This window comes from Iamia sp. (genome assembly GCF_035575815.1).
Classification (GTDB): domain Bacteria; phylum Actinomycetota; class Acidimicrobiia; order Acidimicrobiales; family Iamiaceae; genus Iamia.
Genome location: NZ_DATLXO010000118.1, coordinates 1 through 19254 on the forward strand (window position 1 = coordinate 1; position 19254 = coordinate 19254).

Here is a 19254-nt window from a genome sequence, read left to right on the forward strand (position 1 = left end):
CGCCGGCACCCGGCGCACCGCCGGGCCCGAGCGCGTCGGGCCCGGGCGCGTCGGGCGGCGGCGGATCGACGCCGACGCCACGGGCCAGCAGCTCCAGGTCGAAGGCCTCCTTGCGGACCCGCAGGTCGATGTAGATCACGGCGGTCAGGGCGGCCACGAACGGCGTGGTGAGGGCGACGGCCACCAGCTGCACCACCCCGAGCAGCAGCGACGTGATGAGGAAGCTCGTGCCCACCAGCTGCAGGCCGATCACCGGCGCGGTGAGCACGCCCTGGAGCACCGAGGCCAGCAGCGAGCCGAGGACGATGGCCCCCAGCACGGGCCAGAACCGACCCTTGACGAGCGACGCGGACCGGCGCAGCGAGTCGACCGCCCCCCGCTCCTCGACCAGCAACGCGGGCACGGCCACGGCCCAGATGCCCTGCAGCCAGATGGCGGGGATCACGCAGAGCACCACCCCTCCGGCCAGACCTAGGGTCGAGAGGGCCAGCAGCGCGGTCAGGGGCCAGAAGCGGCGCAGGGCGAAGCGCAGGGAGTCTCGCCAGTCGGTGTCGTCGCCGAGGTAGGCGCTCAGCGACATGCGGGTCGTGCCCGCGAGGGCCAGGTTGTTGGCCACGATCAGCACGAGGGTGGAGACGAGGAGGCCGCCCAGGTAGGTGGCGAAGGCGCCCCCGTCCACCGTCGGCAGCCCGGTCGCGGCGTCGGTCTCGGTCAGGGCCGAGGGATCTCCGGCCGACACCTGGACGAGGGTCTGCACGACGATGGCCGGGGCGGTGACCACGGCTGAGGCCAGCACCATCTGGCGGGGCCGGCTCCGGTAGACCTTGATGGCCGCGTCGAGCACCTCACCGATGGCGAGGGGGCGGAGCGTGACCACCGGACCGCCCGCCGACGGGCCCCCACCGGCTCCTGCGGCCACCGCCATGGGGCGGCACTGTACCGCTGCCCGACGCCCTCGTTCTTCTCCTGGCGACCGCCGGTGCCGGTCGCTCGATCGTCGGCCGACGGCGCGCCGAGTCAGACCTCGCGGACGGTCTCACCCGCGGCGACGTCGCCGGCTGCGGTCCCCGCTACGACCTCAGCTCCGGTGGCGTCATCGGCGGCGATGTCACCGGTTGCGATCCCTCCGCCAGGAGCGTCCCGGAGGCGGACCCGGCGCAGCAGCGGAGCGGCCAGGGCGGCGCCGCCCCCGTCGACCAGTATGAACAGCACCCGGGTGGCCACCGCCACCGTGGCGCCGAGCCCGTCGTCGAGGCCGCTGGCGGCGATGAAGACCGCCTCGCGCACACCGGCCCCGGCGGGCACGGGCACGGCGAGGAACCCGACGATCCAGCTGAGCACGGCGGCGAACATGAGGCGCGGCACCGAGGCGTTCGGCTCGACGGCGTGGGCCACCGCGGCGGTGGCGCCGCCGATGAAGATCCACGTGGGCACGTAGCGCACGACGACGACCGCCGTGTCCCGCCACGGCGGGATCGCCACCGCGAGCGGGCGCTTGGTGACCCGGCGCACCAGGCCGAGCAACGGGCCGAGCACCCGGGGGTGCAGGGCGCCCAGGCCGAGGGGCAGCAGCACCAGCACAACCGCCGCGGCGCCGGGTCCGTCACCGCCGAAGGCGAAGGGCAGGAGCCCGACGGCCACCATCATGGCCGCCAGGTACAGGGTGACGAGCGAGAGGGCGACGCTGGCATAGGCGCGCGATCCGCTCACCCCGCCCCGCCGGGCCAGCTCGCCTCGGCCCAGCACCGGCCACACGCCGCCGGGCAGGTACTTGCCCAGCTCGCCGATGTAGTACCAGCCGAGGGCTCGGAGGCGGTCGACCCGGACGCCGAACAGCGCCAGCACGTCGGTCCAGACCCAGCCGATGCTGCTCATGGCCAGCACGCAGAGGACGAACCCGACGGCGATCCACACCGGTGAGGCGTCGGTGACCGCCTCGCGCACCCGACTCCACTCCGACGCCAGCTCGTTGATCACGAAGGCGCAGGTGAGCCCGCCGATCACCAGGCCGGCCACGGTCGAGAGCTGGGCCAGGCGCCGCTTGCCGCCGCCCCCGCCCTCGGTGGGCCTGGCGTCGGTGGGAGCGGGGCCGGCCGGACCCGGGCCGGGCGCGCCGGGGGTCAGGTCGGCGGCCGCATCCATCGGGGCGAGGCTACGCCGCAACCCGCGGCGCACCGCAGCCCGTGCGCCGGGGCCGGGGCCCGGTCAGGACGGCGGTGGCGCCAGCGGGAGCGGAGCGCAGAGGCCCTCGACCTCGGCGACGGTGATGCGCTCGCGGTTGGCCCAGGTGATCTCGTTGGTCGGGTCGACCTGGACCTTGTACTCCCGGAAGGTGGTCTCGAGGGCGTCATAGGCCAGCAGCCGACCGCGGAGCGGGTCGCCCAGGTCGAGCAGGATCTTGATGGCCTCGAGGGCCTGGAGCGACCCGACGATGCCGGGCAGCACGCCCAGCACCCCGGCCTCGGCGCACGACGGCGCCATGTCGGCCGGCGGGGGCTCGGGGACCATGTCGCGGTAGGTGGGGCCGTGCTGCGGGTCGAAGACGGTGACCATGCCCTCGAAGCGGAAGATCGAGCCGTGCACGACGGGGATGCCCAGCTTCACGGTGGCGTCGTTGACGAGGTACCGGGTCGGGAAGTTGTCGGTGCCGTCGACGATGACGTCCCAGCCGTTGCCGTCGGGGCCCGAGAGGATGTCCATGACGTTGTCAGCGCCGAGACGGGTGTCGTAGGTGACCACGTCGACGTCGGGGTTGATCAGCGTGATGGTCTTCTTGGCCGAGTCGACCTTGCGGTCGCCGATGCGCTCGAGGTTGTGGAGGATCTGGCGCTGGAGGTTGGAGTCGTCGACGACGTCCATGTCGATGATGCCGATGGTGCCGACGCCGGCCGCCGCCAGGTACAGCGCCGCGGGCGAGCCGAGGCCGCCGGCGCCGAGCAGCAGCACCTTGGAGGCGAGCAGCTTCTGCTGGCCCTCGTCGCCCACCTCGGGCAGCAGCAGGTGGCGCTGGTAGCGGTTGCGCTGGTCGGGGTTGAGGGTCTGGGGCTGGCTCCAGTCGCGCCCCTCGTCCTTCCACTGGTTGAACCCGCCCTGCACCGAGACGGCGTTGTTGTAGCCGAGCTCCTGGAGGCTCTTGACCGCCAGGGCCGAGCGCACGCCGCCGGCGCAGTGGACGACGAGGGGCGTGTCCTTGTCGGGGATGCGGCCCTCGATGCCCGATTCAAGGGTGCCGCGGGGGATGAACACGGCCCCCGGGATGGCGCCCTGCTCGTACTCGTCGGCCTCGCGCACGTCGAGCACGACGGCGTCCTCGGAGCCTCGCATCTCATCGGCCTCGGCCGTGGTGACCTCACGGATCTGGCTCTTGGCGTCGGCCAGCATGTCCCGGAAGCTCGGCATGTCGATCCTCTTCTCGTCGTGTCGGTGGGGTCGGGCGCAGCCGTCGGCCCGGCGCCGGTGGGGAAAACCCTACCGAGTCGCTCAACAATCGGACCCGGCTGGCGATTCCCCGGGGGTGACCGTGGGCGGCGCGACCCGTGGCTAGCCTGCGCGCCCGTGCCCGACCCGCCACCCCCGGTGGCCGAGAACGTACCGGCCGACCGGACTGGGTCGACGGGGGCGCCGGCCGTCCAATGCACCCAGCACACCACCACCGGCAGCGTACCGGCCGACCGGACTGGGTCGACGGGGGCGCCGGCCATCGGGCGACGGACCGATCGCTGGTCCGTGGTCCTGGCGACCGGAGTCGCCTTCGCCCTCCATGTGTGGTTGTCGAGCCGGATCCCGGGTCCCTCGGTGATCCTCGACGAGGCGGGGTACCTGGGCAACGCCCGGTGGCTCGCGGGCGAGGGGCCGACGTTCGGGATGCCCGTGTCACCGTCCTACGGCTTCGGCTACTCACTGCTCCTCGCGCCACTGCACTGGATCTTCGACGACCCCGCCCACCTCTGGCGGTCGATCCTCGTTCTGAACGCCGCCCTGCTGAGCGCGCTCGTCCCGCTGCTGGCCGCCCTGGGGCGCCGGGTCCTGGGCCTCGGCGCCCGCGACGCCGTCCTCGCCGCAGTGGTGGGTGCACTGGTGCCGGCGGCCACCGGCACAGGGGTCTCCGCCCTGTCGGAGAACCTGGCCCTTCCCCTGGTGGTGGCGGCCACGTTGGCCCTGCACCGGTCGCTGTCGCCCGGCCCGCTGCTCCGCCGCGTCTGGTTCGGGCCCGCCGCCGCTCTGCTGTACGCCAGCCATCCGCGCTTCATCCCGGTGCTCGTGGTGGCCGTCGTGGTCATCGGGGTGGCCACCTGGCGCCGCCGTCTCCCCATCACCGTGGCGGTGGCCAACCTGGTCGGGCTGGTCGCGCTCACCGCCGGGGCCTGGTTCGTGCAGGGCGCGCTGGTGGCGGCCCGCTGGTCCGAGGTCGACTCCTTGGAGGGCGACGTCGGCGACGCCGTCGATCTGGTCACCGACCGGACCGGCCTCGCCGATCTGAGCACCAGCGCCGTCGGACAGGCGTGGTACCTGGCGGTGGGGAGCCTGGGGCTCACCGTGCTCGGCGTGGCCCTCCTGGCGGCGGTGGCGCGGGGACGCAACCCCGGCAGAGGGCCGCAGGAGGTGCGACCCGACCCGAGCGGCGAGGCGACCGAGCCGGCCGCGGTCGACGCAACGGCCGCAACGGTCCCAACAGCCGCAACGGCCGAACCCGTCGTGTCGAGGGCGGACGGCGGGAGCGCGGGTGCCGGATCGGCGGCGGTGAGCCCCGCGGCGCGACTCACCGCCGGGGCCCTGCTGGCCGCAGCCCTCGGAGTGTTCGCCATCTCGGTGCTGTTCTTCACCCAGACCCAGTTCCGCGCCGATCACCTCATCTACGGCCGCCACAACGACTGCTTCTCGCCGGTGTGGGCCACCGCCGGCATCGCGGTGCTCCTGCGCGTGCGGGACCGGCGGGCCCTGGCCTCGTGGCTGATGGGGGCGGCGACCGCAGTCGCGGCCCTGGCCCTCGGGCTCCACCTGCTCCAGGACCCCACCGCCTACGGGGGTACCTACGCCCACTTCGCGGTACCCGCGATCACCCGGGCCCTCGGTGATCCGTCCTCGGGTACCTACGTGCGGGCCACGCTCATCGCCGCCGGCGGTCTGGGAATCGTCGCCCTGGGAGCATGGACCCTCAGGCGACCCCGCTGGCTGGTGGTGCCCCTGGCCCTCTGGTTCACCTGGTCGGCCTTCGGCCGGGTGCAAGACGTCGACAGCTTTGCCAAGGCCACCTACCGAGACTGGAGGGTGCCCGAGCAGGTGGAGGCGCTCGGCGTCACCCGGGCCGACCTCGAGGCGGATGCCACGCGGGGTGCAACGGTGCTCAGCTACCAGTTCTGGATGCCGGAGGTGCGCTTCGACCTCTACGAGCCGAAGCTGGGCCAGCGTCCGGACGGCCCGTACGTCTTCGCACCGGTCACCGACGGCGGTCTGCAGGGCAGAGGGGCGCGGATAGCCCTGCTGGACGAGGGCGGCTTCTATCAGTTTCGTGGCACCACCGGGGGCATGGCCCTCTGGGTCCTGCCCGGCGCCGAGCAGGACCGCCTCGAAGAGGAGGGACGCCTGCTGCCCTCCGGGTTCCCCACCGGCCTGCCGGAGTCGGCCCGGCGGGGCGAGCTGGAGATCGTCGACCGACTCGACACGGTGGAGGTCGAGCCCAGCGGAGAGGTGGTCCTCACGGTCAGGGGTCGCCACACCGGCACCGGGTCACCCTGGCCCGATGCCGCCAGCTACGGCCTCGACGCGCGGGTTCGGATCGTGGCCGACATCGTGCCCCTGGACCCCGCCAACCCGGTCGGGGCCCAGTCCGGGGGCGAGCTGCCGAGGTGGATCGAGCCCGGGGACGGCTTCACCACCGAGGTCCGTGTCTTCGCCGTCGGGGCGTTCCTCCAGCCGCTCCCCCCCGGTCGCTACCGGGTCACGCTCGGCATCGGCCAGGCGGATCCGGAGTGGTTCGTGGCCAGTGGCGCCGACAGCACCTTCACCATGGTGGTGCAGGGCTGACGGCATCAGGCGCCGGGCGGTGCGGGAGGGGCGGCAACGAGCGCGGGGAGGAGGTCGGAGATCGAGCCCCACAGCACGGCGTCAGCCGTGTCGTCCTGGTCGGTCGGACCCCCGTTGACGATGACCAGCCGGGCGCCGGCCCGCCGAGCGACGCGCGGCAGGTAGGCGACCGGGAACACGTTGAGCGTCGTGCCGACGGCGAGCATCAGGTCGCACCGCTCGGCCGCGGCCTGGGCCGCCTCGGTGTCGGCGGGGTCGAGGCCCTCGCCGAAGAGCACCGTGGTCGACTTGAGGATGCCGCCGCAGCCGCGGCACGGGGGATCGTCCTCGCCGGCTTCGACGCGGGCCAGGGCCTGACCCATGTCGGCCCGATCGTCGCAGTCGACGCACATGACGCCGCGCATCGACCCGTGCACCTCCACCACCCGGTCGGGCCGGGCGCCGGCGAGCTGGTGGAGCCCGTCGGTGTTCTGGGTGATCACCGTGTCGAGGCGCCCCTGGCGCTCGAGCTCGACGAGGGCGAGGTGCCCGGCGTTGGGACGAGCCGCCCACGCCGGTGACGCGAGTCGGATCCGCCACGCCGCCCGACGTACGGCGGGGGAGGTGAGGTAGTGGGTGATGGTGCTGGCCTTCTCGGCGTCGGGGTTGTTGGTCCAGAGGCCGTTCTTGCCCCGGAAGTCGGGGATGCCGCTGTCGGTGGAGATGCCGGCGCCGGTGAGTACGACGGTGGCCCGGCTCCCGGCGACCCAGTCGGCCGCCTCGGCCACCGCCAGGCCCACGTCCACCTCGTGGCCGCCCAGCCAAGCCCGGTGCTGAATGCCCTCCCGGTCAGAGGTCGAGGAGGTCGCGCTGCTCGCCGCCATCGCCGCACGGTACCGCTGTGGGCCACCGCGTCGGCCCGGGACCCGTCGCCAGCGGGGGGTTGACAATGCCGTGGAAATAGCTGAAAGTACACGAGAACACTCGAAGCACATCGCTTCCGCCTCCCCCATCCCCTCGCCCGGGAGAGCGACCCATGCCTGCCCCTGACCTGTCCGCCCCCACCCTCACCGTCGACGCCTGGTCCGACCCGGTGATCGACACCCTCGGCTACGCGCCGCGATCGACCTACGTCGAACGCTTCTGGTTGTCGATCCTCGGGCCCTCGACCACCTGGCTCGTGCGCCACATCGACACTCGACTCGAAGCCGACCCCGACGGGTTCACCCTCGACCTCGAGGCGACCGCCTCGGCCCTCGGCCTCGGCACCGGGCGGGGCCGCCACAGCCCGTTGGTGCGAGCGTTGCACCGATGCTGCCAGTTCGGGGTGGCCCGAGCCGGAGCCGACCACACCCTCTCGGTGCGCCGGCACCTGCCGCCGCTCACCCGCCACCAGATCGACCGTCTACCTCCGGGCGTGCGGAGCGAGCACGGCCGGTGGCGGGAGGTCGAGCGCGACGCGGCCACCCTCGACGCCCAACAGCGCCGGGCCCGCCGTGTCGCCCTGGCCCTCGCCGAGCTGGGTGAGGACGTGGCGACCACCGAGCAACGCCTCCACCGCTGGAAGATCCACCCCGTCGTCGCCCGCGACGCCGCGGTGTGGGCCCACCGCCTCCTCGCCGCCCGCGACCCCGACGTCTCGTTCCCGCCACCCGAGGAGGTGGCCGCCACCCCGGACACCCGAACCCCGCAGCCGGTGGGCGGCCCCGCCCCGTCGCAACGTGCCGTCCCCCCGCCCACCGCCGCGGGCGGGCGCCGCGTCCCACCCCCACCACCCCGGCCGACGGTCGAGGTCGACCTCGGTGGCGACGCCGCCTGACCGCCTGCCGCGCCGCCGGGCCGCCCGCACAGGGCGCACGGAACACCCGGGGAGAACGGCGATCGCCCGACCTCCCGGTCGAGTCCCATGGTCCCGGGGGCTCGACCGGGACCCTTCGGGACCCTCAGGATCCGTTCTTGCGCCGAAACCCGGCGCCCACCACGGTGATCGGGCGCAAGAACGCACCCCGACCCAGAGACGACCCCTTCTTGCGCCCAGATGTCGAGACCAACGCGGTGATCGGGCGCAAGAACGGCCGAGACCCACCGCGGTGATCGGGCGCAAGAACGGCTCAGGCACCACGATGCCGGGTCGATCAGCCGGACGCGGGCAGCGGCTCCCAGCCGGCGAGCAGGTCGGTGAGCAGGCGCACGCCGAAGCCGGTGCCCAGCTTGGGGACCTCGCCCTGGGCCGAATCGGTGATCCACGACGGGCCGGCGATGTCGAGGTGCGCCCAGGCGATGCCGTCGCCGACGAAGTGGCGCAGGAACAGCGCGGCCACCGACGCCCCGGCGTGGCGGCCACCGGAGATGTTCCGGAGGTCGGCGATGTCGGAGTCGAGCCCGGCGCGGAGGTGCTCGGGCATGGGCATCGGCCACACCGACTCCCCGGCCGCGTCGGCAACCGCGTGGATCCGCCCGACGAGGCCGTCGTCACTGCCGAAGAGGCCGGCGACCCGGGGGCCGAGGGCCACCATGCAGGCACCGGTGAGGGTGGCCAGGTCGATGATGGCGTCGGGCTCGGCCTCCGAGGCGACCCGCAGGCCGTCGGCGAGGATCAGGCGACCCTCGGCGTCGGTGTTCTGCACCTCGACGGTGGTGCCCCCGCGTGTCGTGAGCACGTCACCGACGCGGATCGCGTCGGGCCCGATCATGTTCTCCACCAGCGGGAGGTAGCCGGTGACCTTGACCTTCACGCCGAGGGTGCCGAGCACGCTCATGGCCCCGATGACCGCCGCCGCGCCGCCCATGTCGCCGTTCATGCCCTTCATCCCGTCGGAGGTCTTGAGCGAGTACCCGCCGGTGTCGAAGGTGACGCCCTTGCCCACCAGGGCGACGTGGCCGGTGGGCTTGCCCTTCGGCTCGTAGGCGATCTCGACGAAGCGGGGCTCGTTGGTCGCGCCCTGGGCCACACCGGCCAGGCCGCCGAGCCCGCGCCGCTTGATGGCGGCCAGGCCGTCGACCTTCACCTTCAGCCCGACCTCGGCGCCCACGGCCTTGACCCGGGCCGCGAGGTCGGCGGGCAGGAGGGAACCGCCGGGCTCGTTCACGAGGTCGCGGGCGAGGTTGACAGCGCGAGCCAGGGCCACGCCCCGGGCCACGGCGTCCTTGGCCACCTTGGCGGCTCCGGCGGTGAGCACGACGGAGGTGACCTCGACCTCTGAGGGCTTCGAGCGGTGCCCATCGAAGCGGTAGGCGCCGAGCACCCAGCCCTCGGCGACGGCCTGGGCGACGTGCTCGCGGCTCGTGCCGTCGGCCGCCTTCTCGCCCAACGCCACCACGACCTTGCGGTGGCGGGTCACCTTGCGCCCGGCGGCGCCGGCGGCGGCGCGCAGCCGGTTGCCGTCGACCCCCGCCTCCTCGCCGACGCCGACGAGCAACGTGTCGGGACCGGGACCGCCCGCCGGCAGCAGGAGGGTCTGGTTCGCCTGGCCCCCGAACCCGGCGGCCTCGGCGAAGCCCTCGTCGACGCCGAGGTCGGTGAGGTCGGCACCCAGACGGTCGGAGCGGGCGGCCACGACGCGGAGATCGGCGCGGGCGGGCGCCTGGGCCGCGGTGGTGGGGGTGACGGGTGTAGCGGTCACGAAAGTCCTCTCAGGGCGATATCAGCGAGCGGGGCCTCGAGCTTCGTACCGAATGTGATCCTCGGTGACACACATCCGTACGACGTTTCTCGGGGTCCGGTGGGTCGGCGGCGGCACCGCTCAGGCCGAGCGGCTGGTGAGCGACGTGCCCTCCTGCCACCGGGCGAGGATCCACAGCAGGTCGGAGAGGCGGTTGAGGTAGGCGAGGGCGGCGGCGCTCTCGGGGGCGAGGGCGACCGCGACGCGCTCGGCTCGGCGTACGACGGTGCGGGCCACGTCGAGGTGGGCGGCGACGACGGTGCCCCCGGGGATCACGAACTCGGTGGGGGCCTCGAACCGGGTGCCGATGTCGTCGATCATGGCCTCGAGCGGCGTGACCATCTCGCCGGTGGCGAGGGTGGCGCCGGGGGTCAGCTTGGCCCGGTTGGCCGCGTCGGTGGCCAGATCGGCCATCAGCACCCAGAGGTCGCGCTGGATGCCGGTGAGGATGCCGTCGAGCTCGCCGCCGGGCTCGGCGTGGGCGCGGGCGACGCCCAGGAAGGCCTGGGCCTCGTCGAGCTGCCCGTAGGCCTCGGGTCGGGCCGAGTGCTTCGAGACCCGACCGCCGTAGAGCAGACCGGTGGTGCCGTCGTCGCCCTTCCTCGTGTAGATCTTCATCGGCGTCGAGGCTACCGGCGTGACGGGCGGCCCCCCGCCGACGAGCCCGAACCGGGGCGCGATTTGGTCGTCGGGGCGACGATGTGTGCCCCACTTCGCAGATCGCACCGGCGCCCGGCCGATCGGGCGGGCTCAGGAGCCGGTCGGGACGAGGTCCGGTGCCTTCTGCTCGAGGGCCCAGTCGAGGTAGGCGGCGGGGAGGCCGGCCAGGCCGTCGCGCACGGCTCCAGCGGGCAGCACCACGAGGGCGGCGGCGGCCTCGTCGTTGAACGCCCGGGCCCGCTCGAGGGCGTCGGTGACCCCGGCGGAGGTCCGCACCAGGGAGAGGGCGTGGGCCACCTCGCCCTCGGCCGGGACGTGGCCGAGCCGGGACCGCAGGGCGGTGCCGTCGGGGCCTTTCAGGGCCAGCAGGACAGGGAGGCTGTAGACGCCCTCGCGGATGTCGTTGCCTACCGGCTTGCCGAGGGCCTCGGCGGTCGAGACGAGGTCGAGCACGTCGTCGACGATCTGGAAGGCCATGCCGAACGCGGTGCCGTAGGCGGCCACCGCGGCGATCGCGTCGGAGGCCTCCCCCGTGGCGGCGACGCCGATCTCACACGACGCCCGGAAGAGCGCCGCGGTCTTGCCTCGGATCGAGTCCTCGTAGGCGTCGAGGCTGCGCTCCGGGTCGTAGAGGGTGGCGACCTCGGCCGACTGGCCGATGCAGAGATCCGCGATGGCGGTGGCCAGGAACCCGGCGACCGACTGGTTCACCCCGGCGGCGAGCTGGCCGGCGCGGGCGAGGAGGAAGTCACCGACGAGCAGGGCCTGGCTGGGCCCCTCGACGGCGTTGATCGTGGGCACGCCGCGGCGTTCGCCAGCCTCGTCCATGATGTCGTCATGGACCAGGGAGCCGGCCTGGACCAGCTCGATCGCGGTGGCCCCGGCGACGACGTCGGGGTTGCGGACGACGTCGTCGCCCCGACCGGTGGCTGCGGCTGCGCAGGCGAGGGCGAGGGCCGGGCGCAGGCGCTTGCCTCCTCCGAGCACCACCCGCCGGGCAGGCGCCTCGAGCTCGGCCCGATCGACGACGACGGCCCGGTCGAGCTCGACCTCCACGGCGTCGAGTCCCACGGGGAGCTCCGCCAGGCCGAGCCGGGCCGCCAGGTCCTCCGGGGTCATGGCAGGAGCGTACCGACCTGCCCCTGCGGACCGACGAGTCGGAGCGACGGCGTCGCCGCCGACGATCCGCCCGTCACATCTCGATGGGCCTCGGGTTCGAGGCCGTGCCCGTCCGCCCTGGTCGTGGGCCCTCGGCCCGCCGCGATCGGCGGTCGCCTCTCACTCGCGACGGGCCCCGAGCGAGGCGACGCTCGCCGCGCCCATGCGCCGACGACGGGCCTGGTACTCGGCCACCGCCGAGTAGAGGTGGCCCTCGCGGAAGTCGGGCCACAGCGTGTCGAGGAAGACCAGCTCGGCGTAGGTGGCCTGCCAGGGGAAGAAGTTCGACATGCGGTGCTCGCTCGAGGTGCGCACGACCAGGTCCATGTCGGGCATGTCCGGCGCGTAGAGCTCAGCCGCGAGGCGCTCCTCGGTGACATCGTCGGGTCCGATGCCCGACGCCACCAGCCGCCGGGCTGCATCCGCGATCTCGGCCCGGCCCCCGTAGTTGAAGGCGATGCCCAGCACCATGCGCGAGTTGTGCGCGGTCAGCGCCGCGGTCTCGGTCAACCAGTCACGGGAGTCGGGCGGGATGCGGGGGTCGTCCAGGCGCCCGAGGAACCGGATCTGCACGCCTTTGTCGTTGAGCTCGTCGCGCCGCTCCTTGCGCAGCAGCCACTCGTCGAAGCGCATGAGGAAGGCGATCTCCTCCATGTCGCGGGTCCAGTTCTCGGTCGAGAAGGCGTACGCGGAGAGCCACTCGACGCCCAGGGCGAGGCAGGCGTCGACGGTGGCGACCACGGCGTCCTCGGCCGCGGCGTGGCCCTGGGAACGGGTCAGGGTGCGCATCTGGGCCCACCGCCCGTTGCCGTCCATGATGACCCCGATGTGGGCGGGGATCTCCCCCGCCCGCACGTCGGCGACCTGGTCGGCCTCGATGATCCGCATGGCCGCACAGTACCGGCGCGCCCGCCACCACCTCCGTTCCCCCCGACATCGTGGGCATCGAGGTCGACCTCGCCAACGATGATGGCGGTCGATCACGGTCAGCGACATCTGCCTCTGGGCCTCGCTACTTCAGCGACGTAGTAGGACGTGGCGTCCAGGCGTTGCGTTCCGGGAAGACAACTACGACATGACGTCGTAGGTTGCGCTCATGATCTGGAGCGCCCTCTCCTATCCCCCGCTCGTGACCATCGACCTGGGCGTCCTCTCGGTCTCGCCCCACGGCATCTTCACCGCCGTCGGCTTCCTCGCCGGCTCCTGCTTAGGGCTGATCGGGATCGTCAGCGTGGTCCTCCTCGGGCAGCTCAACCTGCTGGAGCGTCGTTGACCGGCGTGCTAGTGATCCATGGCCGGCATGCGGGAGCCGCTCGGTGAGTGATCCATCCCCGGCATCCCGAGCGCGAAGTAGCCCACGACGATCAGAAGGACCACCACACAGACGAGGACGGCCGGCCGCCGCAGCGTCGGCCGGGAGCTCGGTGCTTGGTTCCCGGCTCCGATGCTCACTCGATTCAACCTACTATGACTTGTCGTAGGCAGGCGAGTCTGTCGCCGTCATGAGGGCCTGGGCCCGACGGGCCGCGCCGGGGTCAGCGGATCTGGCGGATGCGACCGCCCTCCCCCCAGCGCCCATCGGCGGTCCACACCGTTGCGTCGAGGCGCTCGCCGAGCGCGAGGCACAGGCGGTCACCCAACGACAGTCCCTCGCCCGCCCGCCATCGGGCGGCGGCCCACTCCGCGTCGATGCGCGTCACGGGCTCGATCGTGAATGGGTACGCCCGCAGGAACCGTGAGACGGCCGCCCAGCGGTACCCGGTCGCCGTAACCTTCTGTGCCACCTCGGACCAGTTGGCCGCGCCACACGTCCCCCCGGCGATGAGCGCGGCCTCGGTGACCTCGGCTCCGGGCTCCTTCCTGATGTAGGCCAGGAGCGCGGAGGAATCGAAGACGTTCAATACCCGCTCTCCCGGTCTTCCTCGGCCGCCGCGGCGCCGCGCTCAGCGATGAGCTCGTCCACCAGGCTCGGCCCTCCGGCCAGATCCCGCTGTATCCGATCGCGGAGCTGGTCGCGGGTGAGCAGGAGGACACCCTCGTCGGTATCGATCAGGAGCAACGTGGTGCCCTGCGTCCAGCCCTCTCGCTGCCGCAGCTCCGCCGGGATCACGACCCGTCCCCGGTCTCCCATCGTCATGGCTGATGTCCCATCCATGGTCCCGAATGTACCACCAACGACACCACTGTGGGACGGACTGAACCCCAGACCGGAGCGTTGTTCCACCTCCCGCACGCAAGATGGCGGGCGGTTCTGCGAGGAAGGGATGGCAGCCACGTCGCGGCGTCTCGGTAGCCTCGCCCGATGGGCAGCAGCACCTTCCTCGACGCCGTCGCCGAACGGGTCGTCGTCTACGACGGGGCCACCGGCACCTGGCTCCAGACCCAGGACCTGGACCTGGACGACTACGGCGGCCCCGCCTTCGAGGGGTGCACCGACATCCTCGGCGTCACCCGCCCTGACATCGTCCGGGCCCTGCACACGGCCTACCTCGAGGTCGGCGCCGACGTGGTCGAGACCAACACCTTCGGCGCCTTCGCCGTGCCCCTCGGCGAGTACGACATCGGTGAGCGCAGCCACGAGATCGCCCTGGCCAACGCCCGCATCGCCCGCGAGGTGGCCGATGAGTTCTCGACCCCCGACCGGCCCCGCTTCGTCGCCGGCTCGCTCGGGCCGGGCACCAAGTCGCCCTCTCTCGGCCAGATCCGCTTCGCGCCCCTGCGCGACGCCTACGAGGACGCGGCCCACGCCCTCATCGAGGGCGGCGTCGACCTCCTCATCCTCGAGACCCACTTCGACCTGCTGGCCCTGAAGGCGGCGGTCATCGGCTCCCGGCGGGCCATGGCCGCCCACGGCCGCCCGGTGCCGATCCAGGCCCAGGTCACCATGGAGCTCACGGGGCGCATGCTGCTCGGCACCGAGATCGGCGCCGCCCTCTCGGCCATCGAGCCCCTCGGCATCGACATCCTCGGCCTCAACTGCGCCACCGGCCCGTCGGAGATGGGTGAGCACCTGCGCCACCTGTCCCAGCACAGCCGGCGGCCCATCTCGTGCCTGCCCAACGCCGGGCTGCCCTCGGTGGTCGACGGCCAGATGCACTACGACCTGACCGCCGAGGAGCTGCGCGACCACCAGCGTCGCTTCGTCACCGACATGGGCGTCTCGGTCATCGGCGGCTGCTGCGGCACCACGCCGGAGTACATCAGGCTGCTCACCGAGATGGCCCCGGGGCTGACCCCGGCGGCGCGCACACCGGAGTTCGAGCCCGCGGTGACCTCGATCTACTCGGCGGTCACCCTCGAGCAGGACGCCTCGTTCCTCATGATCGGCGAGCGCACCAACGCCAACGGCTCGAAGAAGTTCCGCGAGGCCATGCTCGAAGCCGACTACGACACCTGCTCGGCCATGGCCAACGCCCAGATCAAGGAGGGCGCCCACGTCCTCGACCTCTGCGTCGACTACGTGGGCCGCGACGGCACCGGCGACATGGACGCCCTCGCCAGCCGCTTCGCCACCCAGGCCAACGCGCCGCTCGTCCTCGACTCGACCGAGCCGCAGGTCATGGAGGCCGGGCTGCAGTGGATCGGCGGCCGGGCCATCCTCAACTCGGCCAACCTGGAGGACGGCTTCGCCCCCGGCAGCCGCCTCGACCGGGTCTTCGGGCTGGCCAAGGAGTACGGCGCGGCGGTGATCTGCCTGCTCATCGACGAGGAGGGCCAGGCCCGCGACGTCGAGTGGAAGATGCGCATCGCCCACCGCATCACCGACCTTGCCGTGGGGACCTACGGCCTGGCGCCGTCGGACCTCATCTTCGACGCCCTCACCTTCCCGCTCTCGACCGGCGACGAGGACCTGCGCCGCGACGCCATGGCCACCATGGAGGCCATCAGCCGCATCAAGTCCGAGATCCCCGGCGCCCACACCACCCTCGGCGTGTCCAACGTGAGCTTCGGGCTCAACCCGGCGAGCCGCCACGTCCTGAACTCCGTGTTCATCGCCGAGTGCGTGAAGAACGGCCTCGACTCGGCCATTGTCCACGCGTCGAAGATCCTGCCGCTGTCGCGCATCCCCGACGAGCAGCGCGACGTCAGCCTCGACCTCATCTACGACCGCCGGGGCGCCGCCGGTGCGCTGGCCGATGGGGACGAGAAGTACGACCCGCTGCACAAGCTGCTGGAGATCTTCGCCGATGTGAAGGCCCAGGTCGTCGAAAAGGAGGACCGGTCGGACTGGCCGGTCGACAAGCGCCTCGCCCAGCGGATCATCGACGGCGAGCGCGACGGCCTGGTCGCCGAGCTCGACGAGGCCCTCGCCGGCGACTTCACCGCCCTGCAGATCGTCAACGACGTGCTGCTCTCGGGCATGAAGGTCGTGGGCGAGCTCTTCGGCAAGGGCGAGATGCAGCTCCCCTTCGTGCTCCAGTCGGCGGAGACCATGAAGGCGTCGGTCGCCTACCTCGAGCAGTACATGGAGAAGGTCGAGGGCGACTCGGGCAAGGGTCGCATCGTGCTCGCCACCGTGAAGGGCGACGTCCACGACATCGGCAAGAACCTCGTCGACATCATCCTCACCAACAACGGCTACGAGGTCCACAACATCGGCATCAAGGTGTCGATCAGCGACATGATCGACAAGGCGCTGGAGGTCGAGGCCGACGCCATCGGCATGAGCGGCCTGCTGGTGAAGTCCACCCTCATCATGCGCGAGAACCTCGAGGAGCTGAACCAGCGCTCCCTCGGGTTCCCGGTGCTGCTGGGCGGCGCCGCGCTCACCCGCACCTATGTGGAGCGTGACCTGCGCAACGTCTACGGCGGGCGGCTCTTCTACGGCAAGGACGCCTTCGAGGGCCTCCACGTGATGGACCGCCTCAACGAGATCAAGCGGAACCCCGACGGTGACGATCCCGACTGGGGCGTGACGCCGAGCGAGTCCGAGGTCCAGCTGGCCGGGCGCTTCGGCGGCCGTGACGCCGGCGCCAGCGACGACGCGGAGGTCCCCGACCGCTCCCCCGAGCTCGAGACCGACAACCCGATCTTCGTACCGCCGTTCACCGGGTCGAAGATCGTCAAGGGCATCGCCCTCGACGACATCTTGACCTACGTCAACGAGACGGCGCTGTTCCGCAACCAGTGGCAGTTCCGCCCCGAGAAGCGAGCCGACGGCACCAAGGAGACCAACGACGAGTTCCGCGGGCGCATGCGCCCCCAGCTGCGGGCCCAGCTCGCCGCCGCGGTGACCGAGAACCTGCTCCACCCGGCGGTCGTCTACGGCTACTACCCGTGCAACGCCGACGGTCAGGACATCGTCATCTGGGCCGACGAGTCCCGCGACGCCGAGCTCGACCGGTTCTGGTTCCCCCGCTCGCGGGTCGAGCCCTGGCCCTGCATCAGCGATCTCGTGCGCCCCGTGGGCTCCGACGAGGTCGACTACGTGGCGTTCCACATCGTCACCATGGGATCGGCCGTCTCCGAACGCACCGCCGAGCTCTTCGCCGCCGACAAGTACCAGGACTACCTGATGCTCCACGGCCTCGGCGTCGAGATGGCCGAGGCCCTGGCCGAGCTGTGGCACCGCCGCATCCGCGAGGAGTGGGGCTTCGCGGCCGAGGACGGCCCCTCGATCGCCGGGCTGTTCCGCCAGCAGTACCGCGGCGGCCGCTACTCGTGGGGCTACCCGGCGTGCCCCGACCTCGAGGACAACGAGAAGGTGGCCCAGCTGCTCGGCGCGGAGCGCATCGGCATCGAGGTCAGCGAGGACACCGGCTACCAGTACCAGCCCGAGCAGACCACCTCGGCGATCCTGCTGCACCACCCCAAGGCCAAGTACTTCGTCGTCCGTTGAGCGGACGCGAGGGGCCCGACCGGCTTCAGGCCGGCGGTGACACCGGGTCGGCGGAGACGCCGGGGGCGACCGAGGGGGTTCGCCCGGCGGGGCCGCAGGGCCGGGTCGCGCTCGAGGTGCGCAAACGGTTCATCATGGGCCTCGCCGCGTTGCCGCTGCTCCCGCGCGACCCCGGCCCCCCGCCGAGCGCGCTGGGCGCGCCGGGCGCCACGCTCACCCTGCTCGCCGCCAACGTGGAGTGCACCATGGCCGATGCCGACGCACAGGTCGCTGCCCTGCTCGACGCCGACGCCGACCTCGTCTGCATCATCGAGCACACCACCGCCACGGCCGACGCCTTGGCGCGATCGGCATTCGGTGAGCTCTACCCCCACGTCTCGGAGGACGTGGACGAGGGGTGGTTCGGCTCCCTGGTCGCCGCTCGCCACCCGATCGTCGATCGGCGGCTGCTCGACCTCGGGGGGCGGCCCGGGCACGTGGTGGACATCGACGTCGACGGGATCGACATCCGCGTCGTTCCGGTCCACGCCCAGGCCCCGATCGAGGTCGGCGACGTGAGCCTCTGGCACACCACGATCGCCGCGGCCGCGGCGATCGCCGAGGGCTGCGACCGGCCGCTCATCTTGGCGGGCGACTGGAACGCCACCGGCGGCCACGGCCACTACCGACGCGCCCTCGCGCACCACGACCTGGTCGACGCCCAGGCGCGCGTCGGTCGGAGGTGGTTCCCGACCTGGCCCGTCGACCATCCCATCGCCGGCATCCGGTTCCCCCCGTTCCTGCCCCTCGACCACATCGTCACCTCGCGCGACGTGCTGACCGAGGCCCTCGAACGGATCCGCGTCCCCGGCACCGACCACATGGCCCTCCGGGCCACGCTCCGCCTCCCCGCCTGACCCCCTCCACGCCGGTCCCCGCATCCGGTCACGCCGGTCCCGAAGTGGTCTTCTGACGGTCACGAAGCCCGGCGCTCTTCTCTCGGTGCCGGTGGGTCAGGAGAGCAGGGCGCGGGCGATGAGGTCGGTGCCGAAGGCGGTGAGGATGGCCAGGTAGAGCAGGCCGGTGGCGGCCATCACCGCGCTGTACTGGCGTTCCTTCAGCGCGGCACGGGTCACCGCCAGAAGCCCGAGGGTGGTGACCGCGCACGTGACCCACGTCCAGCCCAGGATCCCCCCGTACTCGTCGTCGATGGTGCCCGAGAGCACCGAGGCCATCCCGGTGGGGACGAGCAGCAGGGCCACCTCGAGGGGCCACACCAGCGCCGTGGCCCACACCATCTCCAGCAGGGGCCCGCGGGCCAGGCCGGGCTGCACGAGGTACCAGTGCCCGAGCAACATGGCGTCGGTGATGGCGCCGAGGAACAGCGCGCCGACCACCGTGCGGGCCACCGAGAGCCAGACCGGCGAGCCGGCGTCAACGCCGGCCGCGACCAGCCCGACGAGCCCGATGGCCGGAGCGATCAGATCGAGCCGGGCCGGGAACTCGGGCGCCCCGTGGTCGAAGGTCTGCTCGTCGCGATCGATACCGGTCATGGCCGCCACCCGGGCGCTGCGACCCTCGACGCGCTGGCGCTGGCCGACGACCCCGGCGCGCCGACGGACGATCGACACGGCGAGCGCCGCGGCCGCCGCCGCGGCCACGGCGAGGGAGGCCAGGTCCCGGACCCAGACGACGCCCACTCCGAAGCCGATGACGGCGCCGGCGAGGGCGAGAAGCCCGAACGTGGCCCGCAGCAGCCAGCCGTAGCCGAGCCCGACCTCGCGCCGGCGGGTGGTGACCCACAGGAAGGCCAGGCCCCCAGTGCTCCACTGCAGCAGCACGGTGGCGGCGTCGAGGCGGATCACGGCGCCGAACCTATTGGTCGGATCCGAGGGCGGGAGAGTTCGGGCCCGGGCCGGGTCACCGCCCGCTGCGACCTTGAGATCACTCTGT

At 72.5% G+C, this 19254-nt stretch carries 17 protein-coding genes; 5 read left to right on the forward strand and 12 right to left on the reverse strand.

Going from position 1 to position 19254, the window contains the following annotated elements:
* From VNL12_RS12150 to moeB, 3 genes are all read right to left on the reverse strand, one after another.
* Positions 1-925: glycerophosphoryl diester phosphodiesterase membrane domain-containing protein (locus tag VNL12_RS12150; protein WP_325594899.1), on the reverse strand; the 925-nt coding region annotated here is incomplete at its 3' end.
* 92 nt (positions 926-1017) lie between these two features.
* On the reverse strand, positions 1018-2142 hold the full coding sequence (locus tag VNL12_RS12155; protein ID WP_325594901.1) for a lysylphosphatidylglycerol synthase domain-containing protein: 1125 nt from the start codon (positions 2140-2142) through the stop codon (positions 1018-1020).
* 63 nt (positions 2143-2205) lie between these two features.
* A complete protein-coding gene (moeB, locus tag VNL12_RS12160; protein ID WP_325594903.1) occupies positions 2206-3399 on the reverse strand; it encodes a molybdopterin-synthase adenylyltransferase MoeB in 1194 nt (397 codons plus the stop codon).
* A gap of 327 nt (positions 3400-3726) precedes the next feature.
* On the opposite strand from moeB, the gene VNL12_RS12165 reads away from it, so the two are divergent.
* Complete coding sequence (locus VNL12_RS12165; protein ID WP_325594905.1) at positions 3727-6024, forward strand: hypothetical protein; 2298 nt, start codon at positions 3727-3729, stop codon at positions 6022-6024.
* Positions 6025-6029: 5 nt separating this feature from the next.
* Here the strand turns inward: VNL12_RS12165 and VNL12_RS12170 are convergent, their stop codons facing one another.
* Positions 6030-6887 (reverse strand): SIR2 family NAD-dependent protein deacylase, encoded by an 858-nt coding sequence (locus tag VNL12_RS12170; protein ID WP_325594907.1) that lies wholly within the window; start codon positions 6885-6887, stop codon positions 6030-6032.
* A gap of 152 nt (positions 6888-7039) precedes the next feature.
* On the opposite strand from VNL12_RS12170, the gene VNL12_RS12175 reads away from it, so the two are divergent.
* Positions 7040-7822 carry a hypothetical protein gene (locus VNL12_RS12175; protein WP_325594909.1) on the forward strand — a complete coding sequence of 261 codons (783 nt, stop codon included), beginning with the start codon at positions 7040-7042 and terminating at the stop codon, positions 7820-7822.
* A gap of 316 nt (positions 7823-8138) precedes the next feature.
* Here the strand turns inward: VNL12_RS12175 and VNL12_RS12180 are convergent, their stop codons facing one another.
* The 4 genes from VNL12_RS12180 to uppS all read right to left on the reverse strand — a co-directional run bounded on the left by VNL12_RS12180 (position 8139) and on the right by uppS (position 12371).
* Entirely contained in the window at positions 8139-9626 is a 1488-nt protein-coding gene (locus VNL12_RS12180) for a leucyl aminopeptidase (RefSeq protein ID WP_325594911.1), read from the reverse strand.
* 120 nt (positions 9627-9746) lie between these two features.
* A complete protein-coding gene (locus VNL12_RS12185; protein ID WP_325594913.1) occupies positions 9747-10283 on the reverse strand; it encodes a cob(I)yrinic acid a,c-diamide adenosyltransferase in 537 nt (178 codons plus the stop codon).
* A 132-nt stretch (positions 10284-10415) separates the two neighbouring features.
* Complete coding sequence (locus VNL12_RS12190; protein ID WP_325594915.1) at positions 10416-11444, reverse strand: polyprenyl synthetase family protein; 1029 nt, start codon at positions 11442-11444, stop codon at positions 10416-10418.
* A 159-nt stretch (positions 11445-11603) separates the two neighbouring features.
* Positions 11604-12371, reverse strand: coding sequence for a polyprenyl diphosphate synthase (uppS, locus tag VNL12_RS12195; protein ID WP_325594917.1), 768 nt, complete (start codon positions 12369-12371; stop codon positions 11604-11606).
* A 208-nt stretch (positions 12372-12579) separates the two neighbouring features.
* Between uppS and VNL12_RS12200 the strand changes: the two genes are divergently transcribed.
* Entirely contained in the window at positions 12580-12756 is a 177-nt protein-coding gene (locus VNL12_RS12200) for a hypothetical protein (protein ID WP_325594919.1), read from the forward strand.
* 8 nt (positions 12757-12764) lie between these two features.
* Here the strand turns inward: VNL12_RS12200 and VNL12_RS12205 are convergent, their stop codons facing one another.
* The 3 genes from VNL12_RS12205 to VNL12_RS12215 form a co-directional block, all read right to left on the reverse strand.
* The gene (locus VNL12_RS12205) at positions 12765-12935 is read right to left on the reverse strand and encodes a hypothetical protein (protein ID WP_325594921.1); all 171 of its coding nucleotides are present in this window, start codon (positions 12933-12935) and stop codon (positions 12765-12767) included.
* 83 nt (positions 12936-13018) lie between these two features.
* Positions 13019-13384, reverse strand: a complete 366-nt coding sequence (locus tag VNL12_RS12210; RefSeq protein ID WP_325594923.1) for a PIN domain-containing protein — start codon at positions 13382-13384, stop codon at positions 13019-13021.
* Positions 13381-13638: an AbrB/MazE/SpoVT family DNA-binding domain-containing protein gene (locus VNL12_RS12215; protein WP_325594925.1), complete on the reverse strand. Its 258-nt coding sequence runs from the start codon at positions 13636-13638 to the stop codon at positions 13381-13383. Before VNL12_RS12215 ends, VNL12_RS12210 begins: the two co-directional genes overlap by 4 nt.
* Positions 13639-13785: 147 nt before the next feature.
* Here VNL12_RS12215 and metH point away from each other — a divergent pair, with 147 nt between their 5' ends.
* A complete protein-coding gene (gene metH, locus VNL12_RS12220) occupies positions 13786-17322 on the forward strand; it encodes a methionine synthase (protein WP_325594927.1) in 3537 nt (1178 codons plus the stop codon).
* Positions 17319-18218, forward strand: a complete 900-nt coding sequence (locus VNL12_RS12225) for an endonuclease/exonuclease/phosphatase family protein (RefSeq protein WP_325594929.1) — start codon at positions 17319-17321, stop codon at positions 18216-18218. Before metH ends, VNL12_RS12225 begins: the two co-directional genes overlap by 4 nt.
* 96 nt (positions 18219-18314) lie before the next feature.
* On the opposite strand, the gene VNL12_RS12230 is transcribed toward VNL12_RS12225, so the two are convergent.
* Positions 18315-19166, reverse strand: coding sequence for a hypothetical protein (locus tag VNL12_RS12230; RefSeq protein ID WP_325594931.1), 852 nt, complete (start codon positions 19164-19166; stop codon positions 18315-18317).
* Positions 19167-19254 lie beyond the last annotated feature (88 nt).

Coding starts and splice junctions, on each gene's coding strand:
- VNL12_RS12170 (WP_325594907.1), bottom strand. CDS start 6,887: ATGGCGGCGAGCAGCGCGACCTCCTCGACCTCTGACCGGGAGGGCATT.
- VNL12_RS12190 (WP_325594915.1), bottom strand. CDS start 11,444: ATGACCCCGGAGGACCTGGCGGCCCGGCTCGGCCTGGCGGAGCTCCCC.
- VNL12_RS12215 (WP_325594925.1), bottom strand. CDS start 13,638: ATGGATGGGACATCAGCCATGACGATGGGAGACCGGGGACGGGTCGTG.
- VNL12_RS12200 (WP_325594919.1), top strand. CDS start 12,580: ATGATCTGGAGCGCCCTCTCCTATCCCCCGCTCGTGACCATCGACCTG.
- VNL12_RS12175 (WP_325594909.1), top strand. CDS start 7,040: ATGCCTGCCCCTGACCTGTCCGCCCCCACCCTCACCGTCGACGCCTGG.
- VNL12_RS12155 (WP_325594901.1), bottom strand. CDS start 2,142: ATGGATGCGGCCGCCGACCTGACCCCCGGCGCGCCCGGCCCGGGTCCG.
- VNL12_RS12185 (WP_325594913.1), bottom strand. CDS start 10,283: ATGAAGATCTACACGAGGAAGGGCGACGACGGCACCACCGGTCTGCTC.
- uppS (WP_325594917.1), bottom strand. CDS start 12,371: ATGCGGATCATCGAGGCCGACCAGGTCGCCGACGTGCGGGCGGGGGAG.
- metH (WP_325594927.1), top strand. CDS start 13,786: ATGGGCAGCAGCACCTTCCTCGACGCCGTCGCCGAACGGGTCGTCGTC.
- moeB (WP_325594903.1), bottom strand. CDS start 3,399: ATGCCGAGCTTCCGGGACATGCTGGCCGACGCCAAGAGCCAGATCCGT.